The 25053-nt window shown below is 70.4% G+C and carries 31 protein-coding genes; 5 read left to right on the top strand and 26 right to left on the bottom strand.

Annotation, left to right across the window (positions count from 1 at the left end):
* Position 1 precedes the first annotated feature (1 nt).
* Both rimI and tsaB read right to left on the bottom strand, forming a co-directional pair.
* On the bottom strand, positions 2–475 hold the full coding sequence (rimI, locus tag ACO0M4_RS21380) for a ribosomal protein S18-alanine N-acetyltransferase (RefSeq protein WP_430373880.1): 474 nt from the start codon (positions 473–475) through the stop codon (positions 2–4).
* Between the two features lie 50 nt (positions 476–525).
* Positions 526–1185: a tRNA (adenosine(37)-N6)-threonylcarbamoyltransferase complex dimerization subunit type 1 TsaB gene (tsaB, locus tag ACO0M4_RS21375; RefSeq protein ID WP_430372414.1), complete on the bottom strand. Its 660-nt coding sequence runs from the start codon at positions 1183–1185 to the stop codon at positions 526–528.
* 129 nt (positions 1186–1314) lie between these two features.
* Between tsaB and ACO0M4_RS21370 the strand changes: the two genes are divergently transcribed.
* Complete coding sequence (locus ACO0M4_RS21370) at positions 1315–1893, top strand: hypothetical protein (protein WP_430372413.1); 579 nt, start codon at positions 1315–1317, stop codon at positions 1891–1893.
* A 47-nt stretch (positions 1894–1940) separates the two neighbouring features.
* Here ACO0M4_RS21370 and ACO0M4_RS21365 read toward each other — a convergent pair whose 3' ends face one another.
* The 9 genes from ACO0M4_RS21365 to ACO0M4_RS21325 form a co-directional block, all read right to left on the bottom strand.
* On the bottom strand, positions 1941–2204 hold the full coding sequence (locus ACO0M4_RS21365; protein WP_430372411.1) for a hypothetical protein: 264 nt from the start codon (positions 2202–2204) through the stop codon (positions 1941–1943).
* A 176-nt stretch (positions 2205–2380) separates the two neighbouring features.
* Positions 2381–2917: a tRNA (adenosine(37)-N6)-threonylcarbamoyltransferase complex ATPase subunit type 1 TsaE gene (tsaE, locus tag ACO0M4_RS21360; RefSeq protein WP_430372410.1), complete on the bottom strand. Its 537-nt coding sequence runs from the start codon at positions 2915–2917 to the stop codon at positions 2381–2383.
* Positions 2918–2988: 71 nt separating this feature from the next.
* A complete protein-coding gene (locus ACO0M4_RS21355; RefSeq protein WP_430372408.1) occupies positions 2989–4266 on the bottom strand; it encodes an alpha/beta fold hydrolase in 1278 nt (425 codons plus the stop codon).
* The gene (gene alr, locus ACO0M4_RS21350; RefSeq protein ID WP_430372407.1) at positions 4263–5462 is read right to left on the bottom strand and encodes an alanine racemase; all 1200 of its coding nucleotides are present in this window, start codon (positions 5460–5462) and stop codon (positions 4263–4265) included. Before alr ends, ACO0M4_RS21355 begins: the two co-directional genes overlap by 4 nt.
* A 158-nt stretch (positions 5463–5620) precedes the next feature.
* A complete protein-coding gene (locus ACO0M4_RS21345) occupies positions 5621–7051 on the bottom strand; it encodes an NAD(P)H-hydrate dehydratase (protein ID WP_430372405.1) in 1431 nt (476 codons plus the stop codon).
* A gap of 139 nt (positions 7052–7190) precedes the next feature.
* Positions 7191–7559 carry a holo-ACP synthase gene (locus ACO0M4_RS21340; RefSeq protein WP_430372404.1) on the bottom strand — a complete coding sequence of 123 codons (369 nt, stop codon included), beginning with the start codon at positions 7557–7559 and terminating at the stop codon, positions 7191–7193.
* A 4-nt stretch (positions 7560–7563) separates the two neighbouring features.
* Positions 7564–9411, bottom strand: a complete 1848-nt coding sequence (glmS, locus tag ACO0M4_RS21335; RefSeq protein ID WP_390020564.1) for a glutamine--fructose-6-phosphate transaminase (isomerizing) — start codon at positions 9409–9411, stop codon at positions 7564–7566.
* A 74-nt stretch (positions 9412–9485) separates the two neighbouring features.
* Positions 9486–9698: a DUF397 domain-containing protein gene (locus ACO0M4_RS21330; RefSeq protein ID WP_430372403.1), complete on the bottom strand. Its 213-nt coding sequence runs from the start codon at positions 9696–9698 to the stop codon at positions 9486–9488.
* Between the two features lie 5 nt (positions 9699–9703).
* The gene (locus ACO0M4_RS21325) at positions 9704–10573 is read right to left on the bottom strand and encodes a helix-turn-helix domain-containing protein (protein ID WP_430372401.1); all 870 of its coding nucleotides are present in this window, start codon (positions 10571–10573) and stop codon (positions 9704–9706) included.
* 209 nt (positions 10574–10782) lie between these two features.
* Here ACO0M4_RS21325 and ACO0M4_RS21320 point away from each other — a divergent pair, with 209 nt between their 5' ends.
* Together ACO0M4_RS21320 and ACO0M4_RS21315 are read left to right on the top strand one after the other, a co-directional pair.
* Complete coding sequence (locus ACO0M4_RS21320) at positions 10783–11187, top strand: ATP-binding protein (RefSeq protein ID WP_430372400.1); 405 nt, start codon at positions 10783–10785, stop codon at positions 11185–11187.
* 134 nt (positions 11188–11321) lie between these two features.
* Positions 11322–11501: a hypothetical protein gene (locus tag ACO0M4_RS21315; protein WP_430372398.1), complete on the top strand. Its 180-nt coding sequence runs from the start codon at positions 11322–11324 to the stop codon at positions 11499–11501.
* Between the two features lie 225 nt (positions 11502–11726).
* Here ACO0M4_RS21315 and ACO0M4_RS21310 read toward each other — a convergent pair whose 3' ends face one another.
* Positions 11727–11984: a hypothetical protein gene (locus ACO0M4_RS21310; RefSeq protein WP_430372396.1), complete on the bottom strand. Its 258-nt coding sequence runs from the start codon at positions 11982–11984 to the stop codon at positions 11727–11729.
* A 163-nt stretch (positions 11985–12147) separates the two neighbouring features.
* Between ACO0M4_RS21310 and coaA the strand changes: the two genes are divergently transcribed.
* Entirely contained in the window at positions 12148–13137 is a 990-nt protein-coding gene (gene coaA, locus ACO0M4_RS21305; RefSeq protein WP_430372395.1) for a type I pantothenate kinase, read from the top strand.
* A gap of 72 nt (positions 13138–13209) precedes the next feature.
* On the opposite strand, the gene glmM is transcribed toward coaA, so the two are convergent.
* From glmM to rplM, 3 genes are all read right to left on the bottom strand, one after another.
* Positions 13210–14568 carry a phosphoglucosamine mutase gene (gene glmM, locus ACO0M4_RS21300; protein WP_430372394.1) on the bottom strand — a complete coding sequence of 453 codons (1359 nt, stop codon included), beginning with the start codon at positions 14566–14568 and terminating at the stop codon, positions 13210–13212.
* Positions 14569–14708: 140 nt separating this feature from the next.
* On the bottom strand, positions 14709–15221 hold the full coding sequence (gene rpsI, locus ACO0M4_RS21295; protein ID WP_100604406.1) for a 30S ribosomal protein S9: 513 nt from the start codon (positions 15219–15221) through the stop codon (positions 14709–14711).
* 44 nt (positions 15222–15265) lie between these two features.
* Complete coding sequence (gene rplM / locus ACO0M4_RS21290; RefSeq protein WP_390020575.1) at positions 15266–15709, bottom strand: 50S ribosomal protein L13; 444 nt, start codon at positions 15707–15709, stop codon at positions 15266–15268.
* 420 nt (positions 15710–16129) lie between these two features.
* Between rplM and ACO0M4_RS21285 the strand changes: the two genes are divergently transcribed.
* Positions 16130–16993 (top strand): hypothetical protein, encoded by an 864-nt coding sequence (locus tag ACO0M4_RS21285; RefSeq protein WP_430372393.1) that lies wholly within the window; start codon positions 16130–16132, stop codon positions 16991–16993.
* A gap of 51 nt (positions 16994–17044) precedes the next feature.
* Here ACO0M4_RS21285 and truA read toward each other — a convergent pair whose 3' ends face one another.
* The 11 genes from truA to secY all read right to left on the bottom strand — a co-directional run bounded on the left by truA (position 17045) and on the right by secY (position 25029).
* A complete protein-coding gene (gene truA, locus ACO0M4_RS21280; RefSeq protein WP_430372391.1) occupies positions 17045–17896 on the bottom strand; it encodes a tRNA pseudouridine(38-40) synthase TruA in 852 nt (283 codons plus the stop codon).
* A gap of 86 nt (positions 17897–17982) precedes the next feature.
* Positions 17983–18447, bottom strand: coding sequence for a 50S ribosomal protein L17 (gene rplQ, locus ACO0M4_RS21275; protein ID WP_430372389.1), 465 nt, complete (start codon positions 18445–18447; stop codon positions 17983–17985).
* 214 nt (positions 18448–18661) lie between these two features.
* Complete coding sequence (locus ACO0M4_RS21270; protein WP_003956430.1) at positions 18662–19684, bottom strand: DNA-directed RNA polymerase subunit alpha; 1023 nt, start codon at positions 19682–19684, stop codon at positions 18662–18664.
* Between the two features lie 114 nt (positions 19685–19798).
* Positions 19799–20425: a 30S ribosomal protein S4 gene (rpsD, locus tag ACO0M4_RS21265; RefSeq protein WP_430372388.1), complete on the bottom strand. Its 627-nt coding sequence runs from the start codon at positions 20423–20425 to the stop codon at positions 19799–19801.
* 27 nt (positions 20426–20452) lie between these two features.
* Positions 20453–20857, bottom strand: coding sequence for a 30S ribosomal protein S11 (gene rpsK, locus ACO0M4_RS21260; RefSeq protein WP_004571845.1), 405 nt, complete (start codon positions 20855–20857; stop codon positions 20453–20455).
* Positions 20858–20922: 65 nt separating this feature from the next.
* Positions 20923–21303, bottom strand: coding sequence for a 30S ribosomal protein S13 (gene rpsM / locus ACO0M4_RS21255; protein ID WP_006604894.1), 381 nt, complete (start codon positions 21301–21303; stop codon positions 20923–20925).
* Positions 21304–21503: 200 nt separating this feature from the next.
* Positions 21504–21617, bottom strand: coding sequence for a 50S ribosomal protein L36 (gene rpmJ, locus ACO0M4_RS21250; RefSeq protein WP_003956441.1), 114 nt, complete (start codon positions 21615–21617; stop codon positions 21504–21506).
* 60 nt (positions 21618–21677) lie between these two features.
* The gene (infA, locus tag ACO0M4_RS21245; RefSeq protein WP_003956442.1) at positions 21678–21899 is read right to left on the bottom strand and encodes a translation initiation factor IF-1; all 222 of its coding nucleotides are present in this window, start codon (positions 21897–21899) and stop codon (positions 21678–21680) included.
* Positions 21900–22120: 221 nt separating this feature from the next.
* Positions 22121–22957: a type I methionyl aminopeptidase gene (gene map / locus ACO0M4_RS21240; RefSeq protein ID WP_430372386.1), complete on the bottom strand. Its 837-nt coding sequence runs from the start codon at positions 22955–22957 to the stop codon at positions 22121–22123.
* 105 nt (positions 22958–23062) lie between these two features.
* Positions 23063–23716 (bottom strand): adenylate kinase, encoded by a 654-nt coding sequence (locus tag ACO0M4_RS21235; protein ID WP_430372385.1) that lies wholly within the window; start codon positions 23714–23716, stop codon positions 23063–23065.
* Complete coding sequence (secY, locus tag ACO0M4_RS21230) at positions 23716–25029, bottom strand: preprotein translocase subunit SecY (RefSeq protein WP_430372384.1); 1314 nt, start codon at positions 25027–25029, stop codon at positions 23716–23718. The genes ACO0M4_RS21235 and secY overlap by 1 nt, the downstream gene beginning before the upstream one ends.
* Between the last annotated feature and the right edge of the window lie 24 nt (positions 25030–25053).

Raw genomic sequence — 25053 nt, 5'->3', positions numbered from 1 at the left:
TTCACGTTCCTTGTACGGAGGGTGCTTCGGAGGAGGTCTGGGTGGGGCGGCGCATCACCAGCGCATCGATGTTGCCGGGCTGGTAGTAGCCGCGGCGGAAGCCGATCGGCTCGAAGCCGAAGCGCTCGTAGAGGCGCTGGGCGCGGGTGTTGTCGACCCGCACCTCCAGCAGCACCTCATGACACTCGAAGTCGGTGGCGGCGGCCAGCAGCACGGTCAGCAGCCGGCCGCCGAGCCCGGTGCCCCACTGGTCGCGGGCGGTGGCGATGGTCTGGATGTCGCCGGTGCCGTCGATCGCGGCCAGTCCGCCGTAGCCGACGATCCGGCCGGCCGACTCGGCGACGAGGTAGCGGCGGGAGGCCAGCGGGCCGCGGGCGTGCGCGAGTTCGGACCAGAACATCCCCGGCGACCAGGCGTCCTCGGGGAAGAGGTCACGCTCCAGCTCCAGCACCGGATCCAGGTCCCACCAGCGCATCTCCCGCAGCTCGGCGAGTGGGGAGGGGCCGGTCGCGTCGGGTTGGCCACTCACTTCGGAGTGACCACCTTGTAGTTGGCCGGCACCTGGGCGTCGGGGCGGCGCAGGTACAGCGGGCGCGGCGGCAGCAGTTCCTCGCCGGCGGCCAGCTTCTGCGCGGCCAGTCCGGCCAGCGCGGCGGCGGACTGGTGCGCGGGTCCGTCGCGCAGTACGCCGGTGAAGACGGCGTCGTAGAGCAGCGCGCCGGCGCCCACCGCCGGGACCCCGGCGACCTGGTCGGCGAGGTCGGCGGGGCGGTCCACGGCGGGCTCGGTGAGCCGGGTCCGGGCGTCGCCGTAGCGGGCCCAGTAGACCTCCTTGCGGCGGGCGTCGGTGGCCACGACGAAGGGTTCGGTCAGCCCGGAGGCGTAGGCGATGCCGTCCAGCGAGCACAGGCCGTGGACGGGGACGTCCAGTGCCGCGCCGAAGGTGGCGGCGGTCACCAGCCCCACCCGCAGCCCGGTGTACGGGCCGGGGCCGACGCCGACCACGATGTCGGTGACCTCGGCGAGCTTGTGCCCGGCCTCGGCCAGCACCCGGTCGACGGCGGGCAGCAGCAGTTCGCCGTGCCGGCGCGCGTCCACCTCGCCGGCGGCGGCGAGGACGCGGGAGCCGTCGTGGAGCGCGGCGGTGACGGCGGGGGTGGCGGTGTCAAGAGCTAGCAGCAGCACGCCTTAAAGACTACGGCGCGGCCGGCGGTGCCGGTTCCGGTGCTACCGTCGATCCCCAGTCAGCCCAGTCAGCCCAGCCCAGCATTCTCCCCGCCCGCGGCCGGGAGCGGACGGAAAGGTGGCACCGCGGTGCCCGCTAAGAGCAGCACGATCGTCACCGGTCTCACCGCGGCCGCCCTGGTCGCGATCGGCCTGCTCGGCTTCCAGGCATCCGCCTCCGCCTCCGGCCCGCTGACCCCGCTCCGGGGCGACGCCCGGGCCGCCGACAAGAAGCCGGCCGCCGGCGACCAGCACGACAAGAAGGACAAGCCGCCGGCGCCGACCCCGGTCCCGGCGCAGTCCGGCAGCGGCAAGCGCGTGGTGTACGCGCTGGGCGCCAAGCGGGTCTGGCTGGTCGGCGCGGACGGTGCGGCGCAGCGGACGTTCACGGTGGCGCCGAGCGCGGTGTCCCCGGTGCCGGGGACGTACCCGGTCAGTTCGCGGTCGGTGAGCGTGACCGGCTCGGACGGGGTGGCGATCGAGCACGTGGTGCTGTTCGCCAACGTGAACGGGGTGGTCATCGGCTTCAGCGCGGCGGTCGACGGCTCCACGCCGGCCCCGGGCGGTGCGCACGCCAAGAAGACCGGTGGCATCCGGGAGTCGCGCGAGGACGGCGCGGCGCTGTGGGACTTCGCGGTGCGCGGCGCGAAGGTCGTCGTCGTTCCCTGAGCCGGCGGCGCGGACCGGTCCGTGCCCTGCCGCTTCGTCCCTGTGGGTTACGCGGCGTCGCGCCCCGGAGTGGACGTCCGCCCGCCGGGCCCGGCGCTTTCCCCCGGCTCACCCGGGTCGTCCCGTTTGCCCGCGCGGGACTCCTCCGCGGCGTCCGGCGGCGTAGAGACGGCGTTGGCCGCGGCGCAGGCCGCGAGCAGTTCGTTCATGGTCGGCGGGGTCTTCCGCGCGGCCTGTTCGGCGCGCCCGGCCGCCGCGACGGGGGCGCCCGCGTGCCGTTCGGACGCGGGAGAGGGCTGGTGGGGGGACATGGACGCCTCCCGGGCTCCTGGAGCAAGCGACTGAGGTTAGGCTCTACTTAGGTACACCTAACCAGGGCTCTTCCCCCATGTGACCACGCCTGACACCGCCCGCGCAACATCTTGCCGACGGGTTGTCGGAAACTACCGGCACACATGGCCCGATAAGAGCCTTCACGACCCTTTTGTCAGCAGATTTCCAGCTCCGGAAGCCCGGCTTCCGCCCAGCGCGCGCCGATCCCGGTGACCGTCACCTCACGGACGTCGTCCGCGTCCTCCTCCGGGTGTCCGTCCAGCCCACCAGGCGCGTCCGCGCCCACGGCCCGTCCGATGACGACGTGCAGCCGGTCCTCCGAGAGCTCCTCGACCTTGCCGTCGCCCCACTCGACGACCACCACCGACTCCGGCAGCGAGACGTCGAGGTCCAGGTCCTCCATCTCGTCCAGGCCGCCGCCGAGCCGGTACGCGTCGACGTGCACCAGCGCCGGGCCGCCGGTGAGCGACGGGTGCACCCGGGCGATGACGAAGGTCGGCGAGGTCACGGCGCCCCGCACGCCCAGGGCCTCGCCCAGGCCGCGGGTGAGCGTCGTCTTCCCCGCGCCCAGCTCACCGGTGAGCAGCACCAGGTCGCCGGGGTGCAGCAGCGGCGCCAGCCGGCGACCCAACTCCTGCATCTGATCGGGGGACTTGACGGTTACGCGGGCGGTCACGCCAGTGGTGCTCATGCCGCAAATGGTACGGCCCGGACGGGGTGACGGTCCCGTGCCGGGCCCGGGACCGGCGCCCCGGGCCCGGCTCAGGCCCGCGCGGTACGCGACCGGCGGGCCGCCGCGCTCGCCCGCTCCACCAGCCCCACCAGATGGTCGTTGACCAGCTCGGGCCGCTCCAGCATCACCAGGTGCCCGGCGTCCGGGACGCACACCAGCTCGGCGTCGGGCAGCACCTCGGCGATGGTCCGGCTGTGCTCGGCCGGGGTGATCAGGTCCCCCTCGCCGGCGAGCACCAGCGCGGGCACCGCGTCGTACGCCACCAGCGCCTCGGTCTTGTCATGCACCGCGAACGCCGGGAAGAACTCGGCGACCACATCGATCGGGGTCGCCTCGATCAGTCGCTCGCCGAACCGCGCGATCGCCGGATCCACGTCCTGGGTGCCGAACGAATAGCGCTTGATCAGGCCCGCGAACAGATCGGCGGTGGCCCGCCGGCCCCGCTCGACGATGTCGCTCTGCCGCCCGAGCGCCTTGAGCACGCCCGGCGCCAGCCAGTGGAACGCCTTCGAGCCCATCGACGGCAGCCCGAACCCGACCTCGCTCAGCCGGCCCGCCGACGTCCCGATCAGCGCCACGCCCGCCACCCGCTCCGCCACGTACTCGGGGAACTGGTCGGCCAGCGCCATCACCGTCATCCCGCCCATGGAGTGCCCGACCAGCACGATCGGACCCTCGGGCACCGCGGCGTCCAGCACCGCCTTCAGGTCCCGGCCCAGCAGGTCGATGGTGACCGGTTCCGTCCCGTCGATCTGCCCGTGGCCGCGCGCCGAGCGGCCGTGGCTGCGCTGGTCCCAGTGGACGGTACGGACCGCGCCGCGCAGCGCGGCGCGCTGGAAGTGCCAGGAGTCCTGGCCGAGGCAGTACCCATGGCTGAAGACGACCGTGGGCGCCGGGGACCGCCGCCCCAGGGCCGCCGTCAGCCGCTTGTGCAGCCCGCTCCGGGCCTCCTGGGCCGCCCGGACCTCCTTGCCCGCCCGGCCGCCCTTGAGGGCCTTGGCCGCCGGGCGGTCCGTCACCTCGTCGACCTCGTAGTACAGCTCGGTCCCGTCCTCGGCGACCGCCGCGCCCGGAGTGCCGCGCAGCGTGCCGTACGGGCCCTCCGCGTCCAGCGCCAGCCGGGCCCGGCGACGCATCCCGCGGCCGACCGTCAGGCGCTCTATGGCCACCCCGGCCGCCGCCCCCGCCGCGACCACGCCGATCGCCAGGCCCGCCAGGCCCGCCTGGCGGCCCGCCTTGGCCCAGTTGCCCGCCGCCTCCGCGGCCGTCTCGACGGCCTGTGCCGCGACCTCCGTACCGTCGGTCATGCCACACCCCCCGTCAGCGCCGTGTCCCCTTCTCTGCGGTCCCCGGCCTGTGCGGGCACCTCGCTGTCCACGTAGACGCGCGGCACCCGCTTCCCGATCCGCGTGACGATCTCGTACCCGATCGTCCCGGCCGCCCGCGCCCAGTCCTCCGCGGTCGGCTCGCCGCGGTCCCCGGGCCCGAACAGCACCGCCTGCTCGCCGACCTCGGCGTGGTCCCCGCCCAGGTCGACCACGAACTGGTCCATCGCGACGCGCCCCGCGACCCTCCGCCACTTCCCGGCGATCAGCACCGGACCCGTGCCCGAGGCGTGCCGCGGGATCCCGTCGGCGTACCCCAGCGGGACCAGCGCCAGGGTCGTCTCCCCCGGCGTCGTGTAGTGGTGCCCGTACGACACCCCGTGCCCGCCCGGCACCCGCTTGACCGACGCCAGCGACGCCTCCAACGTCATCACCGGCCGCAGCCCGAAGTCCTCCGGCGTGCCGACCTCGGGGCTGGGCGAGACCCCGTAGACGCCGATCCCGGTCCGGACGAGGTCGAAATGGGCCTCGGGGAGGGTGAGCAGCGCCGGGGTGTTGGCGATGTGCCGCACCTCCGGGCGCAGCCCGGCCGCCTCGGCGACCGCCAGCGCCCGGTGGAACTCAGCCAGCTGGGCGGCGATCGACGGGTGCCCGGGCTCGTCGGCGCAGGCGAAGTGCGACCAGACACCGGTGACCGTGAGCACACCCTCGGCCTCGGCGGCACGGGCCGCCGCGGTCAGCTCCGTCCACTCCGCGGGCGGGCAGCCGTTGCGACCGAGACCGGTGTCGACCTTGAGCTGCACCCGCGCGGCGCGCCCGACGCCCCGCGCCGCGGCCGCGACCTCCCGCAGCGCCCACATGCCGCTCACCGAGACGTCGACGTCCTGCTCGATCGCCCTGCCCCAGGGTCCGCCCGGCGTCCACAGCCAACACAGCAGCCGGCCTCTGTCACCGGCCTCGCGCAGCGCGAACGCCTCCTCCGGCAGGGCCGTGCCCAGCCAGGGCGCGCCGGCTTCGCGGGCGGCGCGGCCGCAGCGGACCGCGCCGTGTCCGTAGGCGTCGGACTTCACGACGGCCATCAGCTGCGCCCGTGGGGCACGCTTCCGCAGTGCACGGACGTTCGACCGCACGGCGGCGAGGTCAATGGCGGCACGGGCTCGCATCGCTGTCTCGTTCATCCCCCTCAGTGTCGCAGGCGAGGCGCCGCGCCGGCCGCCTTCCCACGTTGTGGTGGGGGTGGCTTCGCATTCCGCCGGCCCCTACGGGAGGTCGGGAGGCTTGCCGCGGCGGCGCGCGGGGGCGTTCGTGACCGTCCCCGCGGCCCCAACGCAGGCCGTCAGGAAAGAACGTTCTCCCAGGCCGCCCCCAACGCCCCCGCCACCTCCGACGCCACGATCGGCTCCCCGTGCCGCCCGGCCGCCCGGCGCCCCGCGAGGCCGTGCAGATAGGCGCCCACCGAGCCGGCGTCGCGCGCGGCGAGGCCCGCGGCCAGCAGCGCCCCGGTCAGGCCGGAGAGCACGTCCCCACTGCCGGCCGTCGCCAGCCAGCCCGTCCCGGTGGGGTTGACCCGTACCGGAACCCCGGCATCCGGATCGGCCACCAACGTCGTCGAGCCCTTCAGCAGCACCGTCGCCCCGTACCGCCCCGCCAGCTCCCGCACCGCGTCCAGCCGCGCCGCCTCGACCTCCACGCGCCCCCGCCCCAGCAGCGCCGCCGCCTCCCCGGCGTGCGGCGTCAGCAGGGTCCCGGCCGTCCGCCGCCGCACCTGATCAGGCGTCAGGAAACGCAGCCCGTCCGCGTCCACCAGCACCGGGACGTCCGCCGCCAACACCTCGTCCAACGCCCCCGCCTCGTCGCCGATCCCCGGCCCGATCACCCACGACTGGACCCGGCCGGCCTTCCCCGGCGGGCCGGCGTGCACCAGCGTCTCCGGGAACCGCGCCAGCACCGCGTCCGCCGCCGGCCCCACGTACCGCACCGCCCCGGCGCCGCCCCGCAGCGCACCGGCCACCGCCAGCACCGCCGCCCCCGGATAGCGCGCCGACCCGGCGACCACCCCGACCACGCCCCGCCGGTACTTGTCGCTCTCCGCGGCCGGCCGCGGCAACAGCGCCGCCACCTCCGCGTGCTGGAGCGCCTCCACGTCGGCGGTGACCGACGGGCGCAGGCCGATGTCCACCAGGCGGAGCGCCCCGGCCCGCTCGCGCGCCGGATCGATCAGCAGACCCGGCTTGTACGCGCCGAACGTGACGGTCGCATCCGCCCGTACGGCGTCGCCGGGCACCTCGCCGGTGTCGGCGTCCACCCCGCTCGGCAGATCGACCGCCACCACGATCGCCGCCTCCCGGGCCGCGCGGGCGAGCCGGGCGGCCTCCGGGCGCAGCCCGCCGCGGCCACCGATGCCCACGATGCCGTCCACCACCAGATCGGCCCGCCCGAGGTCGCGGAGCGGGTCGGCCGACACCCGGCCGCCGGCCGCGCGGAGCGCCGTCAGGCCGCCGGCGTGGGCCCGTTCGGGCGCGAGCAGCACCGCGGCCACCCCGGCGCCGCGGCGCGCCAGCCGGGCGCCGGCGTACAGCGCGTCCCCGCCGTTGTCGCCGCTGCCCACCAGCAGCACCACCCGGGAGCCGTACACCCGGCCCAGCAACTCCGCGCAGGCGACGGCCAGTCCGGCCGCCGCCCGCTGCATCAGGGTCCCCTCGGGCAACCGGGCCATCAGCTCCTGCTCGGCGGCCCGCACGGTCACAACGCTGTAGGCAGTCCTCATGCGGCCAGTGTCACACCGGGGCGCAGCGAGGGCGGGCGCGCACGCCCTCCGCGGACCGCCCCGTACGCCGGATGACACCGCATGACACCGCATGACACCGGGTCAACGCGCAGCAGCCGCACCGGGACGACCGGGCCGGCTACCCCTCGGCGATCACCACCGCCGAGGCAACCCCGGCATCGTGACTGAGCGACACGTGCCAGTGCCGTACGCCGAGTTCCGCGGCGCGGGCGGCGACCGTGCCGCGCACCCGCAGCCGCGGCTGCCCGCTTTCCTCGACGTACACCTCGGCGTCCGTCCAGTGCAGACCGCCCGGCGCGCCCAGCGCCTTGGCCACCGCCTCCTTGGCGGCGAACCGGGCCGCCAGGGAGGAGATCCCCCGCCGTTCGCCGCTCGACAGCATCAACTCCGTCTCGATGAACAACCGGTGCGCCAGCTCCGGCGTCCGCCGCAGCGCCGCGTCGAACCGGTCGATCTCCGCAACGTCGATCCCAACCCCGATGATCACCCGTTCACTCCACCGTGACCGACTTGGCGAGGTTGCGCGGCTGGTCGACCTCGTTGCCCCGGGCGGTGGCCAGCTCGCACGCGAAGACCTGGAGCGGTACGGAGGACACCAGCGGTTGGAGCAGCACCGGCGTGCGCGGGATCCGGACCAGGTGGTCGGCGTACGGCACCACCGTCTCGTCGCCCTCCTCGGCGATCACGATGGTGCGGGCGCCCCGGGCCCGGATCTCCTGGATGTTGGAGACGATCTTGTCGTGGAGGACGGACCGGCCGCGGGGCGAGGGGACGACCACGACCACCGGCAGGTCCTCCTCGATCAGCGCGATCGGGCCGTGCTTGAGCTCGCCGGCCGCGAAGCCCTCGGCGTGCATGTACGCCAGTTCCTTGAGCTTGAGCGCGCCCTCCAGCGCCACCGGGTAGCCGACGTGTCGCCCCAGGAACAACACGGTGTTCTTGTCCGCCAGCGAACGGGCCAACTCGCGCACCGGCTCCATGGTGCTCAGCACCTGCTGCACCTGCGTGCCGATGGCCGCCAGTTCGCGCACCACGTCCCGGATCTCGTCGCCCCACTTGGTCCCGCGCACCTGCCCGAGGTACAGCGCGACCAGGTAGACCGCGACCAGCTGGGTCAGGAACGCCTTGGTGGACGCCACCGCGACTTCCGGCCCGGCGTGCGTATAGAGCACCGCATCCGATTCGCGGGGGATCGTCGACCCGTTGGTGTTGCAGATGGCGAGCACCCGGGCGCCCTGCTCGCGGGCGTGCCGCAGCGCCATCAGGGTGTCCATGGTCTCGCCGGACTGGCTGATCGCGATCACCAGCGTGCGATGGTCCAGGATCGGGTCCCGGTAACGGAACTCGCTGGCCAGCTCGGTCTCGCAGGGGATCCGCGTCCAGTGCTCGATGGCGTACTTGGCGATCATCCCGGCGTGATAGGCGGTCCCGCACGCCACGATGACGACCTTGGTGACCTCCCGCAGCACCGCCGGCGGGATCCGCACCTCGTCCAGCGCGAGCACCCCGGCCGCGTCGACCCGGCCCAGCAGGGTGTCCGCGACCGCCTTCGGCTGCTCGGCGATCTCCTTGAGCATGAAGTAGTCGTAGCCGCCCTTCTCGGCGGCCGAGACGTCCCAGTCGACGTGGTACGACCGGACCTGCGCGGGCGCCCCGTCGAAGTCGGTGACCGTCACCCCGTCCCGGCGCAGCTCCACGACCTGGTCCTGCCCCAGCTCGACGGCCTCCCGGGTGTACGCGATGAACGCCGCCACGTCCGAGGCCAGGAACGCCTCGTCCTCGCCGATGCCCACCACCAGCGGGGAGTTGCGGCGCGCCCCGACGACCACGTCCGGCGCGTCGGCGTGCACCGCGACGAGGGTGAACGCCCCCTCCAGCCGCCGGCACACCTGCCGCATCGCCTCGGCCAGCTCCCCGCACGAGGAGTACTCCTCGGCCAACAGGTGCGCGACCACCTCGGTGTCCGTCTCCGACGCCAACACGTGGCCCCGCTCGGCGAGTTCGGCACGGAGCGCGGCGAAGTTCTCGATGATGCCGTTGTGGACGACGCTGACCCGGCCGGCGTTGTCCAGGTGCGGGTGGGCGTTGCCGTCCGTCGGACCGCCGTGCGTCGCCCAGCGGGTGTGGCCGATCCCCACCGTGCCCGTGGGCAGCGGCCGGTCGGCCAGCTCCTTCTCCAAGTTGGCCAGCTTGCCGGCCTTCTTGGCCGCCGCCAGCCCCCCGTCCGCCAGCACCGCGACCCCGGCCGAGTCGTAGCCGCGGTACTCCAGCCGCCTCAGCCCGGCCAGCACTACATCAAGCGCGCTCTGCCCGCCCACGTATCCCACGATTCCGCACATGGGGGCAGCCTACGCGCCGCCTTCCGCACTGAGGCGGACTGGACGCGCGGCGACATACGGGCGAGAGCGGCGGCTCAGCCGCCGAACCGACCGGCCTTCACGGCCCCGACGAACGCGGCCCAGGCCCCCGCGCCGTGGAACTGCGTCCCGCCTTCCCGGTCCCGGTCCTTACTGTCCCGGACGGCGCGGCCGCCGTCGGCGGTTTGGGCTACCTCGACGCACTCCTGGTTGATCCCCTGCGAGGCCCGGGCCTTGACGAATTCGGTGACGATCTCACGGTTCCTCATCGAGGTCACTCCCCGCCCTCCGGCATGTTCTCTATCGCTTTATCGAGGAACGTCAGGCTCTGCTTACGACTCAGCGCGGCGGATCGAAGCGCCTCGAAGATCCGCGCGTGCTTGGCGACATCTTCCAGGTCTTCGATGATCACCGTGCTCGTTGTGCTGTCGAAGGCGACGGCTTCCGGTGCGGGCTCCGGCCCGAACGAGAAGATGGAGAAGTGCGACGCCATATGAGCGGCGCCCCATTCCGAGTACTGGAGAACCTGCAACGTGACGTTCGGCCGCTGGGCCAGCTCACGGATGTGCGCGAGCTGCTCCCGGTGCACTTCTCCTGACGGCATGGGGGCAGTCAGTGCCGGCTCCCAGACGACTGCGGCGAATTCCGCCCGGCCCTCCTCGATGACCCGCTTGCGCTCCCGCCGAACCGCCATGGCCTTCTGCACAGTTTCCGCAGAATGCCTCGTGTAGCTGCCCTCAACGAGGGTCTTGAAATAACCGGGCGTTTGCAGCAGCCCAGGAACGAACAGCGGCTGCCAGGTCCGGATATACGACGCGTCGGTCTCCAGCGCGATCAGATCGGCGTGTTCGTCACTCACCGTGCCTGCGTAGTCCAGCCACCAACCGCGCTTGTTGCTCACCCGCGCCAAGTGCTCCAACTGCACTCTCACATTGGCATCTGACACCTCATAGAGATCCAGCAGCACGCGTACGTCTCCGACACGCGACGCACTGATGCCGCCCTCGACGCGGCTGATCTTGGCGATCGAGCAGCCCAGCGCCTCGGCCGCATGCTCTTGGTCAAGCCGAGCGGCGAGCCGGTACCGCTTGAGCGCCGCACCGAGCCGCCGGCTCCGCACCGTGGGCTTCCCACCTACGGGCATGCCACCTCCCCTGTCTTACACGTCCAGGATGCACAGTAACGCCCAGCACGCACCAGGAAATTGAGACCCCAAGCAGCTCGTAAATTTACACCGATCGAGCACTTGCAACTTGCCGCAGCGAGGCCCTAGCTTCGATTACGTCACTCCGTGTCTCCACACTGGGACAGCGGGTGATCAAGGTTTCCGCTGCCCACACCCTTGGGGGACACATGTCCGGGCGCACAAACACCACGAGGTTCCGGATCCGCCGGGACTCCATCGCTGCCGTCCGACGCCACGTCAGATCGACGCTGACCGACTGGAAACTCGGCGGCCTCATCGACGACGCCGTCCTCATCAGCAGCGAACTGACCACCAACGTCGTCAACCACGCCAAGGGCACGGGCGATTACTTCGAGCTGGCCTTACGCCGCCGCAACGGCGTGCTCGTCCTCGAAGTCGCCGACTCCTACGACTGGTGCATGCCCGAACTCCGCAAGCCCGCCCCCGACGACCCTTCCGGCCGCGGGCTGCTCATCGTCGACGCCCTCTCCCAGCACTGGGGAGTAAGGCCGCGCCACCCCGGCAAGACGGTCTGGGCGCACCTCCCGGTCACCCGCGCGCCACAGCTCTGAGCCCCTCCGTCGCCCGCTTCCCAGGTGGCCCGTTCTCGCGCCCAGTGCCACGAGCGGTCACCTCTTGAGGCTTCCCCGCCCTGACGGGGTGGGGATGTACGAGCACTTCCCATCCATCGAGAAGAGGAGGAGCCATGACCACCACACAGGTTGACGAGCGCCGCCCTGCCGGCCTGACGCTCGACGTACCGGAACTGCGGTTGCCGCTGAGCACCGACGGCCCCGCAGCCATGCCGGAGCTGGCCGAGGGCGACGGTCCGTCGCGTGATGCTGGCTCGGGCTGGTCTGCAACCCGGCTTGTGCTGATCGTGTAAGACCTGCACGCCCGCCGGGCCGCAGGCAACGTGAGCTAGGAATCCCCCTCGTTTACGAGGGGGAGGAGTCAAGATTGAGGCCACCCCCGCCGAACAGACCGTGCGATACACCGCCCCGGACGGACGGGTCCACCGCTGGACGCTGTAGCCGGCGATCCCCCGCGCACACAACTCAAAGAGAACGAAGAGGAGTTGAGCGTCGGCCGTGGGCCATCGCCGCGCCCCTCAATACCCGCGAGCTATCCGGTCCCGCGCCTCCCGGACCCGTTCGAGGAGTTCCTCGTCGGCCTCCGGGTCGGCGCCGGGCTGATGACGGTCCAGGAAGTCCGCCAGGTCCTCCCCGAGGTCCTCGTCGGGCAACTCCTCGGCCAGTTCGGCATGGACCCGGGCCTCGAAGCCGTCCGCCGCGCACCGCGCGCCCGCCGCCCGGAGCCGACGCTCCCTGGCCCGCTCGCGCAACAGTTCCACCAGGCGTGCTCGCACGCCACCCCCCTGTGTCCGCACGGCGCGCCCCTGGCACCGCCCCCGGTCACCGACCGTACCGGGCACCGCCCCATGGGGTACAGACACACAGGTCCGGCCGGGCCCGGCCGCCGCACCGCCACCCCGCCGCGGACCGCCCGCACCCACCCCGGAGAATGGGCCCGTGCCTCAGACGACGGATCCGCAGCAACGACGCCGCACCGACAGCTCGCCGTACGTCGACCTGACCCGCGCGGAGTGGAGCGCCCTACGGGAGAAGACCCCGCTGCCACTCACCGCCGAGGAGGTCGAGCGGCTGCGCGGCCTGGGCGACGTCATCGACCTCGACGAGGTCCGCGACGTCTACCTCCCGCTCTCCCGACTGCTCAACCTCTACGTCGGCGCCACCAGCAACCTGCGCGGCGCCCTCAACACCTTCCTCGACGACACCGGCAACGGCCACGGCTCCCAGCCCGGCACCCCGTTCGTCATAGGCGTCGCGGGCAGCGTCGCGGTCGGCAAGTCCACCACCGCCCGGCTCCTCAAGGCGCTGCTGGCCCGCTGGCCCGAGCACCCGCGCGTCGAGCGGGTCACCACCGACGGCTTCCTCTTCCCCAACGCCGAGCTGCACCGGCGCGGGCTGATGTCCCGCAAGGGCTTCCCAGAGTCCTACGACCGCCGGGCGCTGACCCGCTTCGTCGCCGACGTGAAGTCCGGCAAAGCAACGGTCACCGCGCCCGTCTACTCGCACCTGATCTACGACATCGTGCCCGGCGAGCAACTGACCGTGCACCGCCCCGACATCCTCATCGTCGAGGGCCTCAACGTCCTCCAGCCCGCCCTGCCCGGCAAGGACGGCCGCACCCGCCTGGGCCTCGCCGACTTCTTCGACTTCTCGGTCTACGTGGACGCCCGCACCGAGGACATCGAGCGGTGGTACCTCGGCCGGTTCCGCAAGCTGCGCGAGACCGCCTTCCAGAACCCGTCCTCGTACTTCCGCAAGTACACCCAGGTCTCCGAGGAGGAGGCACTGGACTACGCCCGCACGATGTGGCGCACCATCAACCGCCCCAACCTGGAGCAGAACGTGGCCCCCAACCGCGGCCGCGCCAACCTGGTCCTCCGCAAGGGCCCGGACCACAAGGTGCAGCGACTGTCGCTGCGGAAGCTGTAGACACCACGACGGGGTCGCCCCGAACGGCAGCAGCACTGCCGTCCACGGGCGACCCCGCCGCATGGAACTCCGTTATCCCAGCGCGGACTTGACCGCGTCGGCGAGCCGCTGCGCGACCGCCCGCGCCTGCTCGATGTCGGCCGCCTCGACCATCACCCGGACCAACGGCTCGGTGCCGGACGGCCGCAGCAGCACCCGCCCGGTGGCGCCCAGTTCCTGCTCCGCGTCGGCGACCGCCGCGGCCAGCTCGGCGGAGCTGCCCACCCGCGCCTTGTCGACGTCGGGGACGTTGATGAGGATCTGCGGCAGCCGGTCCATCACGCCCGCCAGCTCGGCCAGCGACCGACCGGTCGCCGCGACCCGGGCCGCCAGCATCAGACCGGTGAGGGTGCCGTCGCCGGTCGTGGCGTGGTCCAGCACGATGACGTGCCCGGACTGCTCACCACCCAGCGCGAAACCGTGCGCCTTCATCTCCTCCAGGACGTACCGGTCGCCGACCGCGGTCTGCACGAGGTCGATGCCCTCGCGCTCCATGGCCAGCTTGAAGCCCAGGTTGGACATGACGGTGGCGACGACGGTGTTCTTGCGCAGCGTCCCGGCCTCCCGCATCCCGAGCGCCAGGACGGCCAGGATCTGGTCGCCGTCGACCTCGTTGCCGGCCTGGTCCACGGCCAGGCAGCGGTCCGCGTCACCGTCGTGGGCGACACCCAGGGCGGCGCCGTGCTCGATGACGGCGGCCCGGAGCTTGTCGAGGTGCGTGGAGCCGCAGGCGTCATTGATGTTCAGCCCGTCCGGCTCGGTGCCGATGGTCACGACCTCGGCGCCGGCCCGCGCGAACGCCTCCGGCGAGACCCGGGCGGCCGCACCGTGCGCCCCGTCGATGACGATCGTGAGCCCGTCCAGGCGGTTGGGCAGCACGCCGACCAGGTGCGCGACGTACTTGTCGAAGCCCTCGTCGTAGTCGGTGACCCGCCCCACCCCGGCGCCGGTCGGCCGCTCCCACGGCTCACCGGCGCTGTGCGCGCGGTAGGTCTTCTCGATCCGGTCCTCCAGCTCGTCGGCGAGCTTGTGACCGCCACGGGCGAAGAACTTGATGCCGTTGTCGGGCATCGGGTTGTGGCTGGCGGAGAGCATCACGCCCAGGTCGGCGCCGAGCACCCCGGTCAGGTAGGCCACCGCCGGGGTCGGCAGCACGCCCACCCGGAGCACGTCCACACCGGCACTGGCCAGGCCGGCGACCACCGCGGCCTCCAGGAACTCCCCCGACGCCCGCGGATCGCGTCCGACCACGGCCACCGGCCGGTGCCCTTCAAACGTTCCCGCCTCGGCCAGCACGTGCGCCGCCGCGACCGACAGGCCGAGCGCCAGCTCCGCCGTCAGGTCCGCATTGGCGACACCGCGCACACCGTCCGTGCCGAAGAGTCGTGCCACTGGTGTCCTCCGAAGTAGATGAGCTGTGACCGGGGCTTGGATTCCAGGTATACGCCGCCGGTCCCCAAAAGCCGAACGCCCCGGCAGCACGGAAGTGCCACCGGGGCGTTCGCCAAGAGCTGCCTGCGTGCAGCGCGCGACTAGCGCTTGCTGTACTGCGGAGCCTTACGGGCCTTCTTGAGACCGGCCTTCTTGCGCTCGACCGCACGGTCGTCACGCTTGAGGAACCCGGCCTTCTTCAGGGCGGGACGGTTGGCGTCCACGTCCGCCTCGTTCAGCGCACGGGCCACGCCCAGGCGCAGCGCACCGGCCTGGCCGGAGATGCCGCCGCCGGAGATGCGGGCGATGACGTCGTAGCGGTTGTCCAGCTCGAGCACCTTGAAGGGCTCGTTGACTTCCTGCTGGTGCACCTTGTTGGGGAAGTAGCCCTCAAGGGTGCGGCCGTTGATCTTCCACTGGCCGGTGCCCGGGACGATCCGGACGCGGGCGATGGCGTTCTTGCGACGGCCCAGGCCGGCGGCCGGCTGCGGCTCGCCGAAGCGGGACGCGAGGGACTCGGAGGTGTACTCACCCTCCAGCGGAACCTCGGTCTCGGTGGTGTACTCCTCGACCTCAACCTCGTCCAGCGGGGTCTCGGGGGTGGTCTCAGCCACGATGCTCCTTAAGAATTCTCTGTCGTCTTAGGGGGTGGCCGGACTTACTGCGCGACCTGGGTGATCTCGAACGGGACCGGCTGCTGCGCAGCGTGCGGGTGCTCGGCGCCCGCGTAGACCTTCAGCTTCGAGAGCATCTGACGGCCGAGGGTGTTCTTGGGGAGCATGCCCTTGATGGCCTTCTCGACGGCCTTCTCGGGGTTCTTGGCCAGCAGCTCGTCGTAACGGACGGAGCGCAGACCACCCGGGTAGCCGGAGTGGCGGTAGGCCATCTTCTGGGTGCGCTTGTTGCCGGAGAGGTGCACCTTCTCGGCGTTGATGATGATGACGAAGTCACCGGTGTCAACGTGAGGGGCGTAAACCGGCTTGTGCTTACCCCGGAGGAGGGATGCAGTCTGGCTGGCCAGACGACCCAGGACGACGTCCTGCGCGTCAATGATGTGCCACTGGCGCTGAACATCGCCGGGCTTGGGGCTGAACGTACGCACGTCTTAGCCTTCGCTTCGTGAGTTGGGGTATCCCCAGGTCCAAGGGACCTCGGGGAAGGGTCCTGTACTGGCACCGCGACTACTCACACAGTGAGGTGGCACTACGGGCGACGCAACCCGATCGTCCACCGCTGGTCAGCGACTCGGCTAGCCGGCGTAAGGCCCCTCACGTGAGATAGAGCAAGCCCATACGCATAACGAACCAGCAGGATACCGATCCAACCCCGTACGGGTCAAAACGCGCCCCGGACAGACGTGCGGGCGAGTCCCCGCAGCCGCATCGACGACCCCGGCCCCGCCCCTCCCCGCCACCCGGATCCGGGCCGTCACCGCAGCCCACGACACCCGGCCCCCGCACCGGCCCCGACGGGATCCGCTCCCCCCGCCACACCGCCAGCTCCGCCCATTAGGATGCGCGGCATGAGCTTTGGGCAAGGGGGGCCGTTCGACGGCCCGGGGGGTTCCACTCCGAACTGGGAGGCACTGGCCGACGAGAGCCAGGCGCGTTCCCGCCGCAAGCGCTGGATGGTGATCGGCGGCGGCGCGGTCGCGGTGCTCGCGGTCGCCGGCATCGTCGCCGCCGCCGTGATCAACAGCAACAGTTCCTCCAACGGCAACCCCACGGCCCACCCCAGCGCCTCCGGACAGTCCGCCCTGCCGGACGACAAGCCGTCCTTCCCCGACGTCTCGGTCCCGCCCCCGCCCAACCCGCAGGACTACATCTCCGACCCCAAGAAGGACACCGCGCCGCTCACCCCCGCCACCCTCTTCCCCCAGAAGAGCATGGTCGTCGGCGAGCACAGCTACCCGCAGACCAGCACCGACAGCTCCGCGGACTGCACCGCCGGCGCCCAGGGAGCTCTGGTCTCCTCGCTCAGCCACAACGGCTGCAAGCAGCTGCTGCGCGCCACCTACTCCCAGGGCGGGGTCGCGGTCACCATCGGCATCGCGGTCTTCGACTCACCCGCCAAGGCCGCCGCGGTGATGAACGAGAACAAGCCCAACCTCATGCCGCTGGCCGGCGGCGGCGTCCCCGCGAACTTCTGCCAGGGCAGCAAGTGCCTGATGACCACCAACGCCACCGGCCGCTACGCGTACTTCACCATCGCCGGCTACACCAACGGCAAGGACGTCGCCGGCGGCGCGAACCCGGCCCAGCAGATCGGCCGGGACGGCGGCGCCTACGCCTTCACCCAGATCGCCCAGCGCGGCAAGGACCAGGCCGCCAAGGCCGCCGAGCAGCAGCTCAAGGAAGCCCAGCGGAAGGCCGGCCAGACCTCCTGACCCGCCGAGTGGTGCCCACCCCCGCCCCAGCGGCCCGGGGCGGGCACCACCTCAGCAGCCGCCGCACGCAGGCAGCGACCGCTTGTTGCGCGCTTCCTTGTTCCGCGCCATCAGCAGCTCGTCGGCCGGGTACCCGACCTCCTCCAGCGTCAGCCCGTGCGGCCGGACGACATGGACGGCGGAGTCCCGCACCCCGGCGGCCAGCACCTTCCCCGGCCAGTCCACCGGCCGGTGCCCGTCGCCCACGAACAGCAGCGCCCCCACCAGCGACCGCACCATGTTGTGACAGAACGCGTCCGCCCGCACCGTCGCCGTGACGATCCCGGCCGCGTCCCGCTCCCAGCTCAGCTCCTGGAGCGTGCGGATGGTCGTCGCACCGTCCCGCCGCTTGCAGTAGGCCGCGAAGTCGTGCTCCCCCAGCAGCGGCCGCGAGGCGGCGTTCATCGCCGCCACGTCCAGCTCCCAGTCGTGCCACAGCACGTGTCCCCGCAGCAGCGGATCGACACCCCCGTGGTGATCGGTGACCCGGTACGCGTACCGCCGCCAGATCGCCGAGAACCGCGCGTTGAAGCCGTACGGCGCCTCCGAGATCCGCCACACCCGGACGTCCTTGGGCAACCGCCCGGCCAGCCGCCGCATCAGCTGGTCGCCGTGCTGGGCCCACAGCTCCACCGGCAGGTCCACGTGCGCCACCTGCCCGCGGGCGTGCACCCCGGCGTCGGTCCGCCCGGCGACGGTGAGCTCGTACGTCTCGCCCGACCGCGTCACGGTCCGGATCGCGTCCTCCAACTCCCCCTGGACCGTGCGCCGTTCACGCTGCTTGGCCCATCCGGAGAACTCCGCGCCGTCGTACGACAGGTCCAGCCGCACCCGGACGAACCCGGGCTTCACTTCGTCACTCACACCAGCAATCCTCTCAGGCCCACCACAGACGGAAGCGGGCCCGCCCCCGAAGGGACGGACCCGCTCACCGTTCAGCGACGACGGACTCAGGCGTCCTTCGACTCCTCGGCCGGAGCCTCGGCCGCAGCCTCGGACTCCTTCACCGCGCGCTTGGTCGCGGCCTCGGCCTCGGCGACGGTCGCCTTCTTGGCGATCTCACCCTCGACCAGCTCGATGACGGCCATGGGAGCGTTGTCACCACGACGGTTACCGATCTTGGTGATACGGGTGTAGCCACCCGGACGCTCCGCGAACCGCGGCGCGATCTCGGTGAAGAGCGTGTGCACGACGCTCTTGTCCGTGATCAGCTCCATGACCTGGCGGCGGTTGTGAAGGTCGCCCTTCTTCGCCTTGGTCACCAGACGCTCCGCGAACGGACGCAGACGACGGGCCTTGGCCTCGGTCGTGGTGATGCGGCCGTGCTCGAAGAGGCTGGTCGCCAGGTTCCGCAGGAGCGCCTTCTGGTGCGAAGCGCTGCCGCCCAGACGGGCGCCCTTGGTGGGCTTCGGCATGGTGTATCTCCTTCATTGCTGCACCGGCCGTATCAGGTACCGGTGTCAGTTCCCACGAGGCGGCCGCCCCGCGGAAGTCACACTGCATTCGTCCGGGGATGCCCCCGAACCCCCGGCCGGGGAAAAAATCAGCCCGTCCGACGCATGCGGACGAAAACCTCAGCCGGGACGGCGGGACAGCCAAAACCGCTCGGCCACCCCGCCGTCAGGCAGATCAGTACTGCTCGGTCTCGACGAACCCGGCGTCCGCGTCGTCGTCCGCGCCGAAGGCGTCGGCGGCAGCGGTCGGGTCGAATCCGGGCGGGCTGTCCTTGAGCGCCAGGCCCATGCCGGCCAGCTTCGCCTTGACCTCGTCGATCGACTTCGCACCGAAGTTGCGGATGTCGAGCAGGTCCGCCTCGCTGCGCGCCACGAGCTCACCCACGGAGTGGATGCCCTCGCGCTTGAGGCAGTTGTAGGAGCGGACGGTGAGCTCCAGCTCCTCGATCGGCAGCGCCAGGTCGGCGGCGAGGGCGGCGTCCGTGGGGGACGGGCCCATGTCGATGCCCTCGGCGTCGATGTTCAGCTCGCGGGCGAGGCCGAACAGCTCCACCAGGGTCTTACCGGCCGAGGCCATGGCGTCGCGCGGACGCATCGCCTGCTTGGTCTCGACGTCGACGATCAGCTTGTCGAAGTCGGTGCGCTGCTCGACACGGGTCGCCTCGACCTTGTAGGTGACCTTGAGGACCGGCGAGTAGATCGAGTCGACCGGGATCCGGCCGATCTCCTGGCCGACCTGCTTGTTCTGCACGGCGGAGACATAGCCGCGACCGCGCTCGACGGTCAGCTCCATCTCCAGCTTGCCCTTGCCGTTCAGCGTGGCCAGGACCAGGTCGGGGTTGTGCACCTCGACGCCGGCCGGCGGCGCGATGTCGGCGGCGGTGACCAGACCCGGGCCCTGCTTGCGCAGGTACATCACGACCGGCTCGTCGTGCTCCGAGGAGACGACCAGCTGCTTGATGTTGAGGATCAGGTCGGTGACGTCCTCCTTGACGCCCGGCACGGTGGTGAACTCGTGCAGCACACCGTCGATGCGGATGGACGTGACCGCCGCACCCGGGATCGAGGAGAGCAGGGTCCGGCGCAGGGAGTTGCCGAGGGTGTAGCCGAAGCCGGGCTCCAGCGGCTCGATCACGAACCGGGAGCGGTACTCGTCGACGACCTCTTCGGTCAACGAGGGACGCTGAGCAATCAGCATGGTGTCTTTCCTTCAGTCGTGGACGCCCGCTATTTGACGCCCGCTGTACTTCAAAGGGTACGGGCGGTACGACGCCATTGGCTCCGTACCGCCCAGACCATTCCGCTAGAGCTCTTACTTGGAGTAGAGCTCGACAATCAGCTGCTCCTGCACCTGGGTGTCGATCACCTGGCGCTCGGGCAGGCTGTGCACGAGGATCCGCAGCTGCGAGGGGATCGACTCCAGCCACGCCGGGACGGTCTTCTCGCCGGCCTCCGCCTTGGCCACCTCGAAGGGGGTCAGGTTCCTGGAGCCCTCGCGGACCTCGATGATGTCGTTCACGGCGACGCGGGCCGACGGGATGTCGGTCTTGCGGCCGTTGACCTGAACGTGTCCGTGGCGGACCAGCTGACGAGCGTGGTCACGGGACTTGGCGAAGCCGGCCCGGTAGACCACGTTGTCGAGGCGGGTCTCAAGGATGCGCAGAAGGTTCTCACCGGTCTTGCCGGTCTTCTGGTTCGCTTCCTTGTAGTAGCCCACGAACTGCTTCTCAAGGACACCGTAGATACGGCTGCACTTCTGCTTCTCACGAAGCTGGAGCAGGTACTCGCTGTCCTTGGTGCGCCCGCGACCGTGCTCACCCGGGGGGTAAGGACGGATCTCGATCGGGCACTTCGCGCTCTCGCACTTGCTCCCCTTGAGGAAGAGCTTCTGCTTCTCCCGACGGCAACGCTTGCAGTCGGCCCCGGTGTAACGCGCCATTGTCTAGTTGTCTCCTACTTCAGTGGGTCAGACGCGGCGACGCTTGGGCGGGCGGCATCCGTTGTGCGGGGTGGGGGTGACGTCCTGGATCGAACCCACCTCAAGGCCGGTGGCCTGGAGGGAGCGGATCGCGGTCTCACGGCCGGAGCCCGGACCCTTGACGAAGACGTCGACCTTGCGCATGCCGTGCTCCTGCGCGCGACGGGCAGCCGACTCGGCGGCCATCTGCGCGGCGAAGGGGGTGGACTTGCGCGAGCCCTTGAAGCCGACGTGGCCGGCAGAGGCCCAAGAGATCACGTTCCCGGTCGGGTCGGTGATCGAGACGATCGTGTTGTTGAACGTGCTCTTGATGTGAGCGTGCCCGTGGGCGACGTTCTTCTTCTCCTTGCGGCGCACCTTCTTGGCGCCGGCCGTACGGCCCTTCGGAGGCATCTAAAAATCTCCCGTGGAGGTAGTCGGTCCTACAGCGAAGACCGCTGTCGTGGTCCTGCTGAGGACTACTTCTTGCCCGGCTTCTTCTTGCCGGCGATCGCGCGACGCGGACCCTTGCGGGTACGGGCGTTCGTGCTGGTGCGCTGACCGTGCACCGGCAGACCGCGGCGGTGACGCAGACCCTGGTAGCAGCCGATCTCGACCTTGCGGCGGATGTCGGCCTGAATCTCGCGACGGAGGTCACCCTCGGTCTTGAGGTTGTTGTCCACGTACTCGCGGATCTTGACCAGGTCTTCCTCGGCCAGGTCGCGCACCCGGGTGTCCGGGTTCACGCCGGTGGCGGCGAGGGTCTGCTGCGAGAGCGTCCGCCCGATACCGAAGACGTAGGTGAGGGCGACCTCCACACGCTTTTCGCGCGGGAGATCAACGCCTGCGAGGCGTGCCATTGATGTGGCTCCTGATGGCTATTCGGAGGTCTTCCGCAGCACCGTTCCCGTAAGACTCTGCAGAATTACGAGCCGGGTCCCCGGCCTCCGAGCCGGGGGTGTCGTCCCCACGCGACAGATGCGGGGGTCGGGTGACTGCTTATGTACGTTTTGTGCTTGCGTCGCGCGAAAACTGCGAAATGCAGGTTGGTCGGCGTGCGTCAGCCCTGGCGCTGCTTGTGGCGCAGGTTGTCGCAGATGACCATGACCCGGCCGTGGCGGCGGATCACCTTGCACTTGTCGCAGATCTTCTTGACGCTCGGCTTGACCTTCATGGGATGTGAGGTTCTCCGGGTCAGTGCCGCTGCCCCACGGGAGCGGGGCGTCGGCAAGATCTACTTGTAGCGGTAGACGATACGGCCACGCGTCAGGTCGTAGGGAGAGAGCTCCACGACGACCCGGTCATCCGGAAGGATACGGATGTAGTGCATCCGCATCTTGCCGCTGATGTGCGCGAGGACCTTGTGACCGTTCTGGAGCTCTACCTTGAACATTGCGTTCGGCAGAGACTCGATCACGGTGCCCTCGATTTCGATGGCACCTTGCTTCTTGGCCACGCTTCGCCTTTCGGATCGGCTACCTTGATCAACTCACTTGCACTGCCGCACCCGACGTGCGGGCACACGGGTGCACGAGAGCCGACGCGTCAGTCTACGTCAGTGCCTGAGAAAAGACGAATCCAGGGTTATTGCCCGCCCGCGGAGATCATTACGCACCCGGGCCCGGACCAGGCGTCGGGGAATGTCCTGATCCTCACGGGCGCGGGGAAGGGGCCGGACTAGGCCAGGGGGTCCGGCGCCGCGGTGATGCCGAGGGTCGCGAGCTTGGCCTTGCCGCCATCAGGAGCGGTGAGCACCAGCGGACCGTCCTCGGTCAGCGCGACCGAGTGCTCCCAGTGCGAGGACCAGCTGCCGTCGTTGGACTTGACCGTCCAGTCGTCTTCGAGGACGTGCGTCTTGGCGGTGCCGAGGTTGACCATCGGCTCGATGGCGATGCAGAAGCCGGGCACCAGCTTCGGGCCGCGGCCGCGCTTGCGGTCGACGTAGTTCAGCAGGTGCGGGTCCATGTGCATCTGCGAGCCGATGCCGTGGCCGCCGTAGTCCTCGACGATGCCGTACTTGCCGCTGGCCGGCCGGGGCTGGCGACGGATGTAGCCCTCGATCGCCTTGGAGATGTCCACCAGTCGGTTGCCCTTGGCGACCGCGGCGATCCCCGCCCACATCGACTCCTCGGTGACCCGGCTAAGCTCGACCAGCTCCGCGGAGTGACCGGACCCGACGAAGGCGGTGTACGCGGCGTCGCCGTGCCAGCCCTCGATGATCGCGCCGCAGTCGATGGAGATGATGTCGCCGTCCTGCAACACCGTGTCGGCGGACGGGATGCCGTGCACCACGACGTCGTTCACGGAGGTGCAGATCGTGGCGGGGAAGCCGCCGTACCCGAGGAAGTTGGACTTCGCACCGTGCTCGGCGAGCACCTTGCGGGCCGCCTCGTCCAGGTCCTTGGTGGTGGCGCCCGGCACCGCGACCTCACGGGTGGCCGCGTGGATAGCGGCGACCACCAGCCCCGCCTCGCGCATCTTCGCGATCTGTGCGGGGTTCTTGATCTCCAGCATGCCGGTGCCTTCCGCCTTCACTCTCGTCCGCGGGTCGTTCCCGCCCAACCAACACTACGGCCGCGGCACCCATGCCGGGCACCGCGGCCGTACAGAGCTACCGCTTTACTCGCCGCGACCCAGGGCGTTCATCGCCCGCTGGGTGACCTCCGCGACCTTGCCGAGGGCCGGGATCGTGACGACCAGGTCCTGGGCCTTGTAGTAGTCGATGATCGGCTCGGTCTCCGAGTGGTAGACCTCCAGCCGCTTGCGCACGGTGTCCTCGCGGTCGTCCTCGCGCTGGTACAGCTCGCCGCCACAGGCGTCGCAAACACCCTCGACCTGCGAGGTGTTGTACTCGACGTGGAAGACGTGGCTGGAGTCCTTGCGGCAGATCCGCCGGCCGGCGATCCGCTTGACGACCTCGTCCTCCGGGACCTCCAGGTCCAGGACGGCGTCGAGCTTGAGGCCCTTGTCCTGGAGGTAGGTGTCCAGCGCCTCGGCCTGGCCGAGGTTGCGCGGGAAGCCGTCCAGCAGGAAGCCCTCGGCCGCATCGGCCTGCTCCATGCGGTCCTCGGCCATTCCGATGGTGACCGAGTCCGGCACGAGGTTTCCGGCGTCCATGTAGGACTTCGCCTCGACACCCAGCGGCGTGCCCTGGGAGATGTTGGCCCGGAAAAGGTCCCCCGTGGAGATGTGCGGGATCGCGAGGTTCTTGGCAAGGTACGCAGCCTGCGTACCCTTACCGGCCCCCGGGGGTCCGACGAGGACGATTCGCATCAGCGGAGGAACCCTTCGTAGTTGCGCTGCTGAAGCTGGCTCTCAATCTGCTTCACGGTCTCCAGACCCACACCCACGATGATGAGGATGCTCGTCCCGCCGAACGGGAAGTTCTGGTTCGCGTTGAACAGCACCAACGCCACTGTTGGTACGAGCGCGATCAGCCCCAGGTACAGCGAGCCCGGCCACGTGATCCGGTTGAGCACGTAGCTGAGGTACTCGGCCGTCGGGCGACCAGCCCGGATGCCCGGGATGAAGCCACCATACTTCTTCATGTTGTCGGCAACTTCTTCGGGGTTGAAGCTAATGGCCACGTAGAAGAAGGCGAAGAACACGATCAACAAGAAGTACGTAACGATGTAAACGGGGTGATTTCCCTTGGTGAAGTTGGTGGCAATCCACCTCGCCCACCCGGCATTCGATCCGCTGAACTGAGCGATCAACGCGGGGATGTAGAGCAGCGACGACGCGAAGATGACAGGAATCACACCTGCCTGGTTCACCTTGAGCGGGATGTAAGTGGACGTACCGCCATAGGACCGGCGACCGATCATCCGCTTCGCGTACTGGACCGGAATGCGCCGCTGCGCCTGCTCGACGAAGACCACCAGGGCGACCATCGCCAGACCCACCAGGATCACCGAGAAGAACTCGATCCAGCCGTCGGCCAGCTTGCCGGTCAGCTTGATCTGCCACAGCGCGCCCGGGAATCCGGCGGCGATCGAGATGAACATCAGGATCGACATGCCGTTGCCGATGCCGCGGTCGGTGACGAGCTCACCGAGCCACATGATCAGGCAGGTGCCGGCGGTCATCGTGACCACCATCGTGATGGTGGTGAAGATCGAGTTGTTGGGCACGATCTGGTTGGCAACCGGGCAGCTCTGGAAGAGCGCGCCACTGCGGGCCGTGGCCACCAGGCCGGTGCCCTGCAACACGGCGAGTGCCACGGTCAGATAGCGGGTGTACTGGGTGATCTTCGCCTGGCCGGACTGCCCCTCCTTCTTGAGGGCCTCCAGCCGGGGGATCACCACGGTCAGCAGCTGGAGGATGATGCTCGCCGTGATGTACGGCATGATCCCCAGCGCGAAGATCGTGATCTGCAGCAGCGCTCCACCGCTGAACATGTTCACCAGGGCGAACAACCCGCTGTTGCCGCCGGCCTGCTTCATGCAGGTCTCGACGTTCGCGTAGTTCACCCCGGGGACCGGGACGTGCGCTCCGATCCGGTAGAGCACGATGATGCCCAATGTGAACAGCAGCTTCTTGCGCAGGTCGGGCGTCTTGAACGCTCGGGCGAACGCGGTGAGCACGGTGCCTCCTGCGCCTCCCGCCTT

Origin of the sequence: Streptomyces sp. RGM 3693 (assembly GCF_050471125.1) — a bacterium.
In the GTDB taxonomy this organism is placed as follows: domain Bacteria; phylum Actinomycetota; class Actinomycetes; order Streptomycetales; family Streptomycetaceae; genus Streptomyces.
The sequence above is the reverse complement of the archived record's forward strand: the minus strand, read 5'-3'. Positions and strand labels throughout refer to the sequence as shown.